Raw genomic sequence first — 12517 nt, 5'->3', positions numbered from 1 at the left:
CGAGAGGTTGTTCCGGCGGCTCAAGGGCTACCGCCGAATCTTCTCCCGGTTCGAAAAGCTTGATGCGATGTTTCTCGGCTTTCTCAGCTTCGTGCTCGTGGTCGATGGGCTTCGCAGTTTGTGTTAACAGGCCCTACCTGACCCTGACCTCCGAGCCCTGGCGCCTGGTGACCGGCATGTTCATGCACGGCGACTGGATGCACCTGCTCATGAACCTCGCCGTGCTCGCCTATGTCGGGCCGCTGGCCGAGGCCGTCTTCGGTGGCCGAGGCTCGCTGGCCGTGTTCCTGGCAGGCGGGCTGCTCGCAGGGCTGGCCAGCGCCATCGGTGGCGTGGCCATGGCCGAGCAGGTCAACATCCTGGGTCAGGTTCGGTACAACCTGATCGTCGGCGTTGGTGCATCGGGTGCCGTGATGGCGCTGTGCGGTGCTTTGTTCGCGGCCTACATGCTCGATGAGAGCGATCAACGCCATGAACTGCTGCAAGACAAGGCGGCGATCTCCGGCCTGCTGCCGACCGTGGGCCTGACGCTGGCCTTCGGGTTCATCCGGCCCTCGAACGATCAGGTGGCGCACATCGGGGGCCTCGTCGCAGGGGCGATCCTGGGCGGTTGCCTGCTGCAAACCATGCACTCGCCCAAGCGCCTGGTGCGCGCGCTGGGGCACGTGGGCTGCGCGATGCTGGCCATTTTGCCGATCGCCTTGTGGGTGCCGGACCCGGCTGCCGTCGAGCTCAAGGCCATCGCCGAGACGATCGCCGAGCAAGAAAGGCTGGAGGCGGTCAAGCCGGATTTCAGCGAGCCGCCGAGCCGCGAAGAGCCGGCCCAGCCCCTGCTGCCCGAGGCGCCCGCCACGCAAGGCGTTGGCAAGATGTGGAGCAGCCAGGCCGGCGAGTTTTGAGCCTCGCCTCAACCATCTGGCCCCCGCGTCCGCCCTCGTCGAGCGCCATGCCCTTCGCATAAACTACAGCGCAATACGGCAGGGGCCCGAAGCGGGCAGCCACAGCGCCGTGCTTCAAACAGAAGGGGAGAAGGCCGTGAAAGGAATGATGAGCCTGCTCGAGAAGGCTGGCCTGGTCAGCCGTGTCGAGGATGTTTCACACGAAGCAGGCGCGCTGGATGCGTCGCACGAGGCGTCGACCGCAGAGCCGTCCGACTTGGGCGGCGCCTTGCCAGCTGGCACCGACGTGGCCGCGCTGTCGCCCGGTCTGTCGCTGGATCAGGTCTACGAGAACGCGGGGGTGCCCGCCAGCCCGTACCCGGCAGAGCGGCTGCTGCGCCTGCTCGATGGCCTCAAGGCCATGGACGACGGGCTTCGCAGGCAGACCATCCAGGCCATCGACGCCGCCGACGACACCTGGACCATCCAGGACCCGATCTCCGACGCCACGCACAAGGTGCGCGCCATGAACGAGCACGCTGCGGCCCTGCGCGCCGGGGTCTCGGCCTCACAGGCCGAAACCGAAGCGCAATTGGCCGCCATCCGGGCCCGGCAGGAGGACGCGCTCAAAACCATCCGCCAGCAGATCTCCGACCTGGAGGCCCTGATGGCACGGGAGATCGCGCGCGGGGCCCAGGAGTGTGCCGCGCTCGAAGCCGATCACCAGACGCGCCGCCACGCCGCCGAACGGGACCTGGAGCAGCTGTCCCGCACCTCGGCGGACATGCAGGCGCTCATCCATCAATTTGGCCTGGCCAACGGGCAGTAAAGGGAGAACAACATGGCGTATCAGATGACCGGGCTGACCAAGGCCCTTTTGGCGTTGACCGCGCTGGGGGCCATCGGCTCCGCAGCATGGCACCTGGTGGTCAAGGACAAGGTCCAAGGCTCGGCCCAGGACACCGCGATCACCACCCCTGGTCAGGCCAGACCGGCTGCGGCTTCCCGCCAGGGCGCCCTCGGCTCTGCCAGCAACCCGCTGCGGGTCAGCCTGGTGAGCTTTCACGGCTACGCCCCCGCCGTGCTGGCCAACGGCAACAGCCTGAAAACGGCCGCGGGCTCCATTTACGAGCGGCTGGGCTTGCACGTCGAGTTCGTCATCAACGACGACATCCCGACCATCCCGACCTTGTTCGAAGCCAAGAGCGCGCAGTGCGTGTGGCGCACCTCTGACTTCTGGGCGCAAGAGCACCCCAATGTACGCAACGCCGGTCACGACGGCAAGGCCATCCTGATCGTCGACAACACCCAGGGTGGTGACGCCGTCATCGCCCGCGACCCGGCCATCAAGACCATCGAAGACCTGTCCGGCAAGAACGTGGGCCTGGTCCAGTTCACGCCGTCGCACGGCATGCTGATCGACGCCATCGAGAACTCGTCGATGACCGCTCGCGCCAAGCAACAGGTGCGCACGGTCTTCATCAAGCCGGAAGAAGGCACCGCAGGCGTGCGTGCTGCGTTCGTCTCGGGCGACGTGAACGCCGCCGTCCTCTGGGACCCCGACCTTTCCCTGGCCCTGCGCGACGTCAAGGGTGCCCACGTGGTGTACTCCACCAAAACCGCCACCAACCTGATCTACGACGTGATCGTGTGCGATCAGCGCGAGCTCAAGAAGCCCGAGAACGAAGCGGTCTTTCAGAAATTCGTCGATGGCTGGCTGCAAGGCGTGAAGGTGGCGAAGGCCAACCCCGATCAAGCCGTTGAGGGCCTCATCAATTCGATGGAGTTCTTCAAGGTGCTGGCCGGCACCGAAGGCAAGCCCTTCCTCAAGCAACTGTTCGGCAACGTCGTCTGGACCGATCTGTCCGACAACGCCCGCGTGCTGGGCCTGGTCGGTGGCGTGAACCACTACGAGCGCGTGTACACGCGCTTCGACCAGATCTACCGTGGCGCCGGCGCCCTGGCCAACCCCAACTCTCCGGTGATCCCCGCCCAGGAGAGCTTTGACCTGCGCTTCATCAAGGCGGCGCTGGCCAAGGACACGGCGGCCAAGGTCGAGGCCGCCAAGCCCCAGGCCGAGTTCACGGACACGGGCCGCGCCAGCGCCATGGCCAGCCCGGCTGCGGTCACCAAGCCGGTGGCCGTCAACTTCAGCTCCGGCTCGAGCGAGTTGACCAAGCGCGCGCAACGTGTCATCGACACCGAGATGATCCCCTTCATCGAGAACAACGGCAGCGCTTACTTCGAGCTCAGCGGCAACACCGACAGCGTGGGTTCGGCCAACACCAACCAGGCGCTGTCTGTGGCGCGCGCCAAGGCCGTGGCGGAGTACCTGGAAAAGCAATGGGAGATCCCCAAGGCACGGCTGCGCGTCGTGGGCTTTGGCCCCACTCGCCCGCTGTGTGACGAGGCCAACCCTGGCTCGGCCGGCATGAACCTCGACGAGTGCCGTGCCCTGAATCGCTCCACTCGCTTGGCCGTGTTCGCAAAGTAAAGCCTGCGCACGCTGCACGCATGAACGACTTCTGGAACCCCTACCTGCGCCTGCCCCGGGCGCAACAACGCTGGCTCGCGCTCGCCTCGGTGCTGACCGTGCTGCTCGTTTGGGCCGCGGTGTCGGCCTCGGGCCTGCTCAGCAAGAACCAGCTGCCTTCGCCGATGGCCGTGGGCGAAGCCTTCGCCTACCTGGCCTGGTACGAGGGGCGCAGCCAGCTGGGCGTGGCCACGATGTGGTCCGTCGGACGCGTGGCGGTGGCCTCCGCGCTGGTGATGCTGATCGGCATCCCGCTGGGGGTGTTGATGGGGGCATCGCCGCGCATCAACGCCGTGCTGTCTCCATTGATCGACCCCTTCCGCTCGGCCCCGGTGGCAGCCCTGTTGCCCATCATGGTGATGTGGTTCGGCATCGGTGAATTCATGAAGATCGCCTTCCTGTTCGTGGGCTCGATCGTCTACCTGACACCGCTGGTGCGGGACGCGGTGCGCGCCGTTCCCGAGGGCTACCTCACGAGCGCGCGGGACATCGGCGCCACGCCGTGGGAATGCGTGACCAAGGTGCTGCTGCCCCTGGCCATGCCCCGCATCATGGACGCCGTCATCGTGGGCGTGTCGGTCAGCTGGACCTACATCACCGTGGCCGAGTACGTGAACGCCCAGGAAGGCCTGGGACAGTTGATCGCCAACGCCCGGCGCCTGAGCGCCATGGACCAGGTCTTCGCCGGCATCATCGTGATCATCGGCGTGGCGCTGGCCACTTACCAGGCGCTGATGTGGCTCAAGACCAGCCTGTTCAAGTGGGAGACCAAAGCGTGAACGCCCCCGCTGCAACGGCCAAGCTGCCGCCGCCCATGGTCGAGGCCATCGACATCGTTCAGAACTACGCGCAACCCGATGGCTCGACGCTGTGCGTGCTCGACAACGTCAGCCTCAGGTTCGAGCGCCCCGGCATCAACATGCTGCTGGGGCCTTCGGGCTGCGGCAAGTCCACGCTGCTGAAGATGCTGGGTGGTGTGCGCCCCTGGAACGTCAAGACCCCTTCTTCAGGCCAGATCAAGATCGAAGGTGCCTTGTGCGAAGACGCGCACCCGGACACCGTGATGGTCTTCCAGCACTACAACAACCGGCCCGACCTGACGGTGCGCGAGAACGTGCTCTACCCGTTCCAGTTCCATGAGTGGAAGCGCCGGGTCAGCCACCAGGAGGCCGAAGCCCGGGTGGACGCCATGCTGGAAGAGGTGGGCCTGAGCGACAAGCGCGACCAGTACCCCTCGCAGCTCTCGGGCGGGCAGAACCAGCGCGTGGCCCTGGCCAGGGCCCTGGTGCTTCGCCCCAAGGTCTTGCTGATGGACGAGCCCTTTGGTGCCCTCGATGCCCAAACCCGCTCGGCCATGCAGACCCTGCTGGTCAGGCTGCACCAGGCCCACCCCTGCCTGATCGTCTTCGTGACCCACGATGTCACCGAGGCCTTGCTGCTGGGTGACCGGGTCATCGTGTTGTCGACGCAACCGGCCAAAATCATCGACGACTTCCAGATCCCCAAGCTCCAGCCTCGCAGCAGCGAATGGCTGATGGGCGCCGAGGTGCGTGAATGGCATGACCGCGTCGTCGGTCACCTGCGCGCCAGCGGGGGGCGTGGTTCCTTGCGGGTGAGCGTGTGAGCGACAAACCTCGTTACTGGCTGGAATTCCTCAAGCACCCCAGGAACCAGCTGGTGGCCGCTGGCGTTGCCGGCGTGTCGGTGATGCTGTCCTTTCCCTGGGGCGGCGACGCGCTGATCCTCGGCGGGCTGGCCCTGGCGGCCATCGAGGTCCTGGGCCTGGCGGTGGTGCCGGGTCTGCCTTCGTTCCAGCAGGCGGTGAACCGTCGATCGCGGGTGGCGGACCGCGAAGATCGCCGTCAGCGGCTGCTGCGGGAGATCGACATCCACGGCGGCTCGCGCTACCTCTCGCAATACCAGACGATGTGGAACCGGGTGCAGTCGCTCTACCGCACGGCGGGCGACGCCAGCACCCGGCTGTCGCCAGCCGAGGTGGAGCAGCTCGACGACCTGACGGTCAACTACCTGACCCTTTGCCTGAGCGACGCGGTCATGAGCTCGTCGTCCAACGAGCAGTTGCTCGAGGGCGTTCGCAAGAAGTTGGCCGCCGTCGAGCGCCGCCTGGCCAACGCCGAGCCCGGCAGCGACGAAGCGCAGTCGGCCCTCGGGCTGCAGGCCGAGTACGAGGACGTCCTCGAGCGTGGCAGTCGCCTGAGTGCGCGCCGCTCCACGCTGGAGGCCGCGCTGGTGGGCATGCCGGTTCGCTTCGAAGAGGTGTACCAGATGGTCATGACGGCGCCGAATGCAGGCAACCTGGCCGAGATGCTCGAAGAATCGGTCTCCAGGCTCCAGCTCAGCGAAAAGGCCGCCATGGACATCAGCATGTCCACCTCCGACCTGGCGATCGCCTTGTCGCAGGCGGTCACGTCCCCTGAGCCTGGCGCAGAAAAATCCAAGGCCTCCAGGCGAGCGCCAAGACAGGCGGTCGCCAACGCCGCAGGCCGGCGCGAACACCCCGGCGGGCGTTGACCCAGGCCCCGGGCAAGCACCCCAGCAGACACAACACACCAACACAGGAACATCAGATCATGGCAAACCATCAAATCGCAGCCCGTCTGTGGAATCTGGTGAGTGGCTTCGTGGCCCTCTTCGTCACCAACGTCGAAAAAGAGCACCCTGAGATCGCCTACCAGAACGCGATCCAGTCGATGACCGAGAAGTACGGCAAGCTCAAGGCGGCAACGGGTCGCATCATCGCCAGGCGCATGGACCTGGAACAACAGATGGCGACGGCACAGTCCGAGCTGAGCAAGGTGCAGAGTCAGCTCAACGCCGCCCTGGCCACGAACCAGGACGACCTGGCGCTGGTGCTGCTTCAAAAGAAGAACGCCCTGGAAGAACAAATCACCGACCTGACATCGGACCTGGCCGAGGCGCAAAAGGACGCCGAAGAGGCAAAGGACTCGCTGCTGGAAATCAAGAGCGAGATCGACCGCCTCAAAGCCGAGAAAGAGCGCATGCTGGCGAAGTTCCAGAGCGCGGAAGCCCGCATCAAGATCCAGGAGTCGCTCGACGGCCTGTCGATCGATGCCGAGGTGCAAGCGCTGGCCGGCGTGCGCGAGCACATAAAGGGCCGCGTGGCCGAGGCCAAACTGGGCAACGAGCTGAGGTCCTCGGACCTCGACACACGCCTGGCCGCCTTGAACCGCTCGGCCGGCGCCGTCAACGCGCGGGCGCAGCTCGATGCGCTCAAGAAGGAACGCGCGAACGCCGCAGCCGTTGGCAGCAAGACGCTCTGACATGAGCGCGACGCTGAACGAGCGCGATGCCCTGCCGGACTGGGCGGCAGAGCTGCGCGACAAGTACCTCGCGGGCGAAGCCTCCACCTTCGTGCTGTACCGCAACGTCTTCGATGTGGTCTTGCACCAAGGTCAGTTGCTCGACCTCAAGACCTTCGTGGCCAGCGTGCTGGTGGGCGCCACCAAACAGACGGTGGTCGAGATCTCCGCCGAGTTCGGTGTGACGGTCACCCGAGGCGAGTTGCTGCTGCCCGAACAAGGTGACCTGGTCGACAAGCTGCACGCGCTGGAGGTGCAGTTGCGCACGCGCCAGGGCATGGGCCTGATCGTGCCTTATGCGGACCTGCTGATGCCAGGCGAAGGCGGCGGTCTGCTCAGCACGCAGGAGCGCCTGGTCTCGACGGTCTTTCACCGCTGGTCGCTGGACCGGGCCATGATGGCGGCCGACAACATCACCATCCTGATCACCGAAAGCCTGGGCGCGCTGGACCAGGCCTTGCTCAACAGCCCCAAGGTCTCGGCCATCGAGGTACCCATGCCCGAGCTCGCGGCGCGCACGGCCCTGGTCAAGCACCTGGACGCCCAGCTCAGCGAGCAACAGGTCGCGCTCTACGCGCAGCGCATGTCGGGTCTGCGCGCGGTGCAGATCGAAGGCCTGATGAAGGCCTCGGGTGGACACGGCATCGAGGCCAGCGAACGTGAATCGCTGATCCGGCAGTTGCTGGGTCAGGCGCCGGATGCCGAAGAACGGGCCAGGCGCTTTGCCGCCATCACCGCCGGCATGACCCGGTGGGAGATCGTCAAGCTGATCCAGCCCACGCTGGATGTGCCGTCGGCCGACCCTGACGAAGACGTGCTTCGACTGATCCAGGCCCGCAAGCGCGAGCTCATCGAGAAAGAGTGCGATGGCCTGATCGAGTTCGTCGAGCCCAAACATGGCCTGAGTGCGGTGGGCGGTGCACAGCACATCAAGGGCGAGCTCGAACAGGTCGCCAAGAGCCTGCGAGAAGGCGACACGGCGCTCACCCCCATGGGCCTGCTGGCCGTGGGCCCCATGGGCGCAGGCAAGACCTTCGTCATCAAGGCCTTCCTCAAGGAGGCCGGTCTGTCGGCCGTGGCGCTCAAGAACTTCCGCTCCAAGTGGGTGGGCTCGACCGAACGCAACCTCGAGCGCGTGCTGGCCACGGTCAAGGCCATGGGCCCGATCGCGGTGCTGATCGACGAGGGCGATCGCAGCTTCGGCAAAGATGGCGGCGAGGGCGGAGACGATGGCACGAGCTCACGCGTGATCGCGCGCCTCAAGGAGTTCATGTCGGACACCGACAACCGCGGGCGCGTGCTGTTCATCCTGCTGACCAACCGCCCCGACAAGCTCGACACCGACATCAAACGACCAGGCCGACTGGACCGCAAGATCCCCTTCTTCTACGCCGAGACGGCGGCCGAGCGAGCGCAGGTCATGAAGGCCGTGCTGGGCCGCCACACCCGCGCCGATGCGCTGGACGACGCAGGGCTGCAAGCCGTTTGCGAGCCCCTGGCTGGCTATTCCAACGCCGACCTGGAGGCCGTTGCCCTGCTGGGGCTCGAGTTCGCACACCGACGTCAGGGCCTGGCCCTGCTCGATGCGCTCACCGAAGCGCGGGAGGACTTCATCCCTCCGCAAGAGCGGGACATGATCGCTTTCATGGAGATGCTGGCGGTGTCCGAGACCTCGCGCCGCTCGCTGCTGCCGGAGCGCTTTCAAAAGATGCCCGTCCAGGACATTCAACTGCAACTGACGCAAGCGCGTGCACGCGCGCTGATGCGTTGAACCCAAATCAGGAGCCCAACGATGACCGACACAAACAAGCTGAACCTGAGCACCGAACAAGTCCAGGCGCTCGTGGCCGCGATGTTGTCTGTGGCACGCATCGACGGCGTGCACCCGGCAGAGGAAGCCTTGATCGCCTCATTTCACCAGGAGCAGGCGGGCAGCCCGGCAGCCGACCTGAACGCCTTGCTGCCCCTCGTTGAAGGCGAGCAGCCTTTGGCCAAGCTGGCGGCCGATCAAGATTTTGCCGAGACCCTGGTGCGCCTGTGCGTGATGACCGGATACGCCGACGGGCACCTGAGCGAGCCCGAGTGGTCGCACATCCAGGCGCTCGCGCAACGCAGCCAGGTGTCGAGCGAGCGCGCGCAGGAGATCCGCACCGAGGTCAAGGACCTGCTGGTTGCTTCCTTGTCGCACTTGCCCGACCCCGAGTCGGTGGCCAACGTCGCCAAGACGCTCTGACGCGAACGTCGTCACCAGCTCGTGCTGGCGCCTCCGCCACCCGAGCTGCCACCACCCCAGCTGCTCGACGACGAGCTGCTCGATGAGCTGGACGACGACGAGCCGAAGCTCGGCGAGCCCGAGCCGCCGGACGACGACGATTCGGTGCGCGAAATGAGGTAGGTCTCCTTGCGCTGATGCCCGCAGTGACGGCAGACGTGTTTGCGCACGCCCTTGCCTTGCAAGGTGGCCGTGGCACCCGTCAGCACGGTGTCACTCTCCAGGCTCATCGCCACCGTGTGGCACTTCGGGCAGGCCTCGAAGTCGGCGTCGTCGTTGACGAAGCTCACCCTTTGCGTGGCCCCGCACCCGCCGCACAACCAGACGTCGTGGTCGACCGAGCCCAGGCGCTCTTCGGTCTGGCGGGCGGCCGACAGGTGGGCATCCTCTTGCTGCTCACTCAGCAATCGGGTGGGCTGACCGCAGGCCTCGCAGGGCCGCACGCGGCGACGGTAGCGCCAGCGCAAGGTCAGCACCCAGGGCAGGTAGAGCAAAAATGGAAATGGCAGCCAGATGGCCATCCAGACCCAGAAGGCCCGCTGCTGGCCCAGCAGCTGATGCAGGCGCACATGGGCCTGCTCGGCGAACAATGAGCGGGCACACCGGTGCAGGCGCCAGGCCTTGAGCGTCACCATCAGGATGAAGTAGGCATAAAGCAGCAGGGCCGCCGAGCCAACCCGGTGTGCGGGGGGCAGCCAGCCCACCGCGATCACGATGCCCACCGGCATCACCACGAATCGCAGCAGCCAGCCCACTCGTCCGTGCCGCATGGACAACGGGGGCAAGGCAGGGCTGGCGTCATCGTGCTTGAAGTAGCCGCGCACGGTGCGCACGGCAAACAGCACCAGGCCGATGAAGGCAATGGGGATGCCCATGACCCATTGCACCGTGGCCCAGTCGTCGACCTGCTCTGGCACCGAAGCGATCGCCTGCGCCGCAGCCGCCGGGTCGCGCGCCAGGCGGTCGACCTCGATCAGTCCCAGCAGCAAGCCCTCGCCATACCGCCCTTCCTTGAACGCGGGCTTCATGAACTGCGCCTGGATGCGCAGGCACAGCACGTCGGGCAGCAAGCCCTCCAGGCCGTAGCCCGTGTGCATGCGAACCGTTCGCCGATCGCGCACCAGCAGCACGAGCAGGCCGTCGTCGCGCGCGCGGTCGCCAATGCCCCAGAGCTCGAAGAGCCGCTGCGCGAAATCGAACACGTCAGCCGGCGATTCGATGTCGGCCAGGGCCACCACGGCCACCTGGACCCCCTTGTCGGTTTCCAGGCGTGTGAGCAGTTGCTCGATCCGAGCCTGGTGTTCGACGTCGATGATGCCGTCCGGGTTGGCGATGTGCCCCGAACCCGCAGAGCGGGGGTTGGGCACGCTGTCAGGCGCGTGTGCCGCCCACACGCCCAAGCTGCTCGCAAGCAGCAGCCCGCAGGCCAGCCAGCGGGCCAGGGTTCCCCTGATGAAATGGTTCATGGGACGTGAGTCTGCCCGCCTTGCGTGCCCAGAAACCACGTTGCGAAGCAAGCTCCCCGCAATGAGGGGCCTGAGCCCCTCATTGGCCGAATACACGGGGCTGCAACGCTACAGTCACGGCCACAAAAACCATCAGGAAGGCGGGCCCCTTGCGCCCTTTTGCATTCGCCACCACCGTGGGGGTCCTCGAAGGCTTGCTGTGCTTGGGCGGCCTGTCCGGGATGCTCGCGGGCGGCTCCTTCGTTTGGCACAAGGCCCTGCCCTTCATCCTGGGCGTGGCCTTGCCCGTGAGCGCCTTCGTCGGCTGGCAGTCGTTCAAATCGGTGCTGGCGCTGCTCGGCTCTGGTCCGTCCTTCTTCAGAACCCTGGCTGCGGGCATCGTCGGGGGGGCCTTCATCGGGGTCGCGTTCATCTTGGTGATGCCCTTTCTCGCGCAGGAAAAAGGCCCCAGCCTGTCCACCCTGCTCAGCGTGGCCATCCCCAGCTGGCTGGCCATCGGGATGGTGTTGGGGCTGCTCTACGCAGCAGCCACCTGGCTGGTCAACGCCCTGCTGGTCAAGCTGGCCTCGGCCTGGTTCACCACACCCCAGGACGCCGACACGCCGCTTGCCAACCCACCGACACACAAGCCAACGCTGGTGCTGGCCGCGCTGCTGCTCACCGGCTTGGTCGTCGCGACACTCGTTCGCCAAGGCTGGCGAGATGGGGAACCTGTCGAGCTCGAGTTCGTGCCCCAAGCCACCGTCACCACCAACGCGAAGGGCCTGCAAGGCGCGGTTCGCGAGGATGGCAAGGAAATCATCCCGCACCAGTTCGCCTACGTCAGCCAAGTTGGCATGCAATTCTTCCTGGTGCGGGCCGCGCCGCCCGACGAGGACAGCCCACCGCTGTATGGTGTCTGGTCAATCGAAGGGCGAGAGGTGATCGAGCCCCGCTACCAAGGCATCCAGTACCACTCGCTGCACCAGCGCTTTCGGGTCTCGCTGGGCGAGGCCTCACCGAAATTCGGCTACCTCGACGAAGAAGGGCGCGAGGTTCTGCCGCTGGTCTACGACCAGCTTGAGCGCATCTCCAACCAGGGTGATGAGCCGACCAACGTGGCCCGTCAGGGCGATGGCTACGGCTACGTGGACATCCGCTCGGGACAGGTGCTCATCGAGCCGGTGCACGAGTCCATCCACGTCTCAGAGCAACTGGTGGACGCCAACGGCCGGGGCATCGTGCTGGCGCGGCAAGGTGGCAAATGGGGCGTGCTCGACACACAAGGGCGCCCACTCACCGCTTTCCAGTACGACGAGCTCGACGTGCTGGACCACGAGACCCTGCGGGGCCGACAAGGCGAGACCGTGCGGAGCTTGCGATTTCAAGCCGGCAAGATCCTGCCTTGAAGACGCGGCTTCAACGCAGCACGCAGCCTTTGTCGCCACAGTCGAAACGCGCGGCCCGCTGCAACATGTGCTGCTTGCGGTCTGCCAGCGCCTTGATTTGTGCCAGCCGCCCGGCGGCCATCTCGCGCAGGTACTTGGCATCCTGCTTGAACCAGAAGCCGTTGTAGCGTCCCATCTCGTCGATGGCGGCCTCCACCGACAGGCCTTCTTCGATGATCCGGTAGGCCGCCACCATCACGCCCGTGCGGTTCTGACCGGATCGGCAGTGCACGTACACGGGACGGGGCTGCGTGCGCACGATGGCGATGAACTCGGCCACGCTGTCATCCACCCAGCCTGGGGCGATGATGACGTTGGGCTCCCACTCGGGCACCTCGAAGTAATCGACCTGCCGAGACGACGCCACCGTTGCCTGCTGGAAGGAGCCCTTGTCGCTGTGCAGCATCTCGAGGTTGACCACGGTGCCCACCCCTTTGCTCAGCAGCGCCGAGGCACCTTGCTCATCGGGCTTGCCTCCGCGCCACAGCACGCCAGGGCTGACGATGCAGGCGTTGACCACGTCGGTCGTCAAAGCCTGTTTGCAGGCATCGGGATGAGGTTGGGGACCAGCGCAAGCGCTGAGCAAGGAAGCAAGGGCAA

General features: G+C 66.0%; 12 protein-coding genes and 1 pseudogene. 11 read left to right on the top strand and 2 right to left on the bottom strand.

From position 1 onward, the window contains the following. The 10 genes and pseudogenes from ABG80_RS05860 to ABG80_RS05815 form a co-directional block, all read left to right on the top strand. Window positions 1-127: pseudogene (locus ABG80_RS05860) on the top strand (IS5-like element ISCARN85 family transposase); the annotation flags it as partial. Further along, window positions 105-899 carry a rhomboid family intramembrane serine protease gene (locus ABG80_RS05855; RefSeq protein ID WP_268760936.1) on the top strand — a complete coding sequence of 265 codons (795 nt, stop codon included), beginning with the start codon at window positions 105-107 and terminating at the stop codon, window positions 897-899. The pseudogene ABG80_RS05860 and the gene ABG80_RS05855, both read left to right, overlap by 23 nt. Before the next feature lie 136 nt (window positions 900-1035). After that, window positions 1036-1707 carry a methyl-accepting chemotaxis protein gene (locus ABG80_RS05850; RefSeq protein WP_160322455.1) on the top strand — a complete coding sequence of 224 codons (672 nt, stop codon included), beginning with the start codon at window positions 1036-1038 and terminating at the stop codon, window positions 1705-1707. 12 nt (window positions 1708-1719) lie between these two features. Then, on the top strand, window positions 1720-3372 hold the full coding sequence (locus ABG80_RS05845) for a phosphate ABC transporter substrate-binding/OmpA family protein (protein WP_058086822.1): 1653 nt from the start codon (window positions 1720-1722) through the stop codon (window positions 3370-3372). 20 nt (window positions 3373-3392) lie between these two features. Beyond that, complete coding sequence (locus tag ABG80_RS05840; protein WP_058086821.1) at window positions 3393-4190, top strand: ABC transporter permease; 798 nt, start codon at window positions 3393-3395, stop codon at window positions 4188-4190. After that, window positions 4187-5035, top strand: coding sequence for an ABC transporter ATP-binding protein (locus tag ABG80_RS05835; protein WP_235513757.1), 849 nt, complete (start codon window positions 4187-4189; stop codon window positions 5033-5035). Before ABG80_RS05840 ends, ABG80_RS05835 begins: the two co-directional genes overlap by 4 nt. After that, entirely contained in the window at window positions 5032-5943 is a 912-nt protein-coding gene (locus ABG80_RS05830) for a hypothetical protein (RefSeq protein WP_058086820.1), read from the top strand. Before ABG80_RS05835 ends, ABG80_RS05830 begins: the two co-directional genes overlap by 4 nt. Before the next feature lie 59 nt (window positions 5944-6002). Further along, a complete protein-coding gene (locus ABG80_RS05825; RefSeq protein ID WP_058086819.1) occupies window positions 6003-6713 on the top strand; it encodes a PspA/IM30 family protein in 711 nt (236 codons plus the stop codon). Window position 6714: 1 nt separating this feature from the next. After that, on the top strand, window positions 6715-8523 hold the full coding sequence (locus ABG80_RS05820) for an ATP-binding protein (RefSeq protein WP_058086818.1): 1809 nt from the start codon (window positions 6715-6717) through the stop codon (window positions 8521-8523). Between the two features lie 21 nt (window positions 8524-8544). After that, window positions 8545-8985: a TerB family tellurite resistance protein gene (locus ABG80_RS05815; protein WP_058086817.1), complete on the top strand. Its 441-nt coding sequence runs from the start codon at window positions 8545-8547 to the stop codon at window positions 8983-8985. 11 nt (window positions 8986-8996) lie between these two features. Here the strand turns inward: ABG80_RS05815 and ABG80_RS05810 are convergent, their stop codons facing one another. Continuing rightward, on the bottom strand, window positions 8997-10490 hold the full coding sequence (locus ABG80_RS05810) for a TPM domain-containing protein (protein ID WP_058086816.1): 1494 nt from the start codon (window positions 10488-10490) through the stop codon (window positions 8997-8999). A 149-nt stretch (window positions 10491-10639) separates the two neighbouring features. Between ABG80_RS05810 and ABG80_RS05805 the strand changes: the two genes are divergently transcribed. Continuing rightward, window positions 10640-11878 carry a WG repeat-containing protein gene (locus ABG80_RS05805; protein WP_058086815.1) on the top strand — a complete coding sequence of 413 codons (1239 nt, stop codon included), beginning with the start codon at window positions 10640-10642 and terminating at the stop codon, window positions 11876-11878. Window positions 11879-11888: 10 nt separating this feature from the next. On the opposite strand, the gene ABG80_RS05800 is transcribed toward ABG80_RS05805, so the two are convergent. After that, the gene (locus ABG80_RS05800) at window positions 11889-12449 is read right to left on the bottom strand and encodes a fused DSP-PTPase phosphatase/NAD kinase-like protein (RefSeq protein ID WP_058086814.1); all 561 of its coding nucleotides are present in this window, start codon (window positions 12447-12449) and stop codon (window positions 11889-11891) included. Between the last annotated feature and the right edge of the window lie 68 nt (window positions 12450-12517).

This window comes from Aquabacterium parvum, assembly GCF_001447195.1.
In the GTDB taxonomy this organism is placed as follows: domain Bacteria; phylum Pseudomonadota; class Gammaproteobacteria; order Burkholderiales; family Burkholderiaceae_C; genus Aquabacterium; species Aquabacterium parvum.
Note: the sequence above shows the minus strand (reverse complement) of the source record. Positions and strands in the feature narration are given on the sequence as shown.

Coding starts and splice junctions, on each gene's coding strand:
- ABG80_RS05810 (WP_058086816.1), bottom strand. CDS start 10,490: ATGAACCATTTCATCAGGGGAACCCTGGCCCGCTGGCTGGCCTGCGGG.
- ABG80_RS05845 (WP_058086822.1), top strand. CDS start 1,720: ATGGCGTATCAGATGACCGGGCTGACCAAGGCCCTTTTGGCGTTGACC.
- ABG80_RS05815 (WP_058086817.1), top strand. CDS start 8,545: ATGACCGACACAAACAAGCTGAACCTGAGCACCGAACAAGTCCAGGCG.
- ABG80_RS05820 (WP_058086818.1), top strand. CDS start 6,715: ATGAGCGCGACGCTGAACGAGCGCGATGCCCTGCCGGACTGGGCGGCA.
- ABG80_RS05855 (WP_268760936.1), top strand. CDS start 105: ATGGGCTTCGCAGTTTGTGTTAACAGGCCCTACCTGACCCTGACCTCC.
- ABG80_RS05825 (WP_058086819.1), top strand. CDS start 6,003: ATGGCAAACCATCAAATCGCAGCCCGTCTGTGGAATCTGGTGAGTGGC.
- ABG80_RS05840 (WP_058086821.1), top strand. CDS start 3,393: ATGAACGACTTCTGGAACCCCTACCTGCGCCTGCCCCGGGCGCAACAA.